1 protein-coding gene is annotated in these 741 nt (G+C 36.4%); it reads right to left on the reverse strand.

The window, feature by feature from the left end; translation table 11 throughout:
* A partial coding sequence (locus tag HNS40_RS22560) for a phage integrase N-terminal SAM-like domain-containing protein (RefSeq protein WP_172284964.1) occupies positions 1-230 on the reverse strand: 230 nt, incomplete at its 3' end.
* Positions 231-741: the final 511 nt, after the last annotated feature.

Here is a 741-nt window from a genome sequence, read left to right on the forward strand (position 1 = left end):
TCCGTATCCTTTTGCATCAGGTAATACAGATACTCTTCCAGCTCATCTATGTCTAAAACTAGCGGATTTTTCTTGTAATAAAGAGCCAGTTTAGCTATTTGGCGTAAATAATTTTCGTGTGTAGACTTTGATCGTCCATTAATAATAAGTTTACGTTTAAACTCTTCTCCCATAGCTCTAAAGCCATCAACTTTGTTGCAGGCTTCAGAATAAATAGTAATTTTACTCATGATTTAATTTTATTAAATTATTAAACATGAGATTTATACGTATTCAATACGAATTTAAATCGAAAGCTACCTCCCTTTGGGGAGGTTTAGTTCAACAATGGGTATAGCAAATAGGGCGTGGCTTAAGGGGTTTTCATTGTGCAAGTAATTTACACCGCCGAAGCATTTGCTTCGGCTAGCAATAAAATATTAAATTAGTAACCAAAACAAATGCTACGGCTCAGTGCAACTTGACAAGTAAGTGCTTTCTATTGCCCAACTTGCCATACCCGAGCCGTTACCAAGCATTTAAATTCAAAGGACAAAGCATTTGGTAGGGAAAAAAGTTCTTTCTTTAATTAAGGAAACGAAAACGAATTCGGGCATTTTTAGCCAATAAGAATGAATGAGTTGAAAGATGAAGTTGCTCGGTTCCAGACGCGGGCCTTTTAAGTCCTGCCTATCTTGATTTTTAAAAAAGGCAAAGCGTGTGAATAACAAAACGACTTTGACTTGGTTTCAGTCGTGGGAA

This window comes from Lentimicrobium sp. S6 (assembly GCF_013166635.1).
In the GTDB taxonomy this organism is placed as follows: Bacteria; Bacteroidota; Bacteroidia; order Bacteroidales; family UBA12170; genus UBA12170.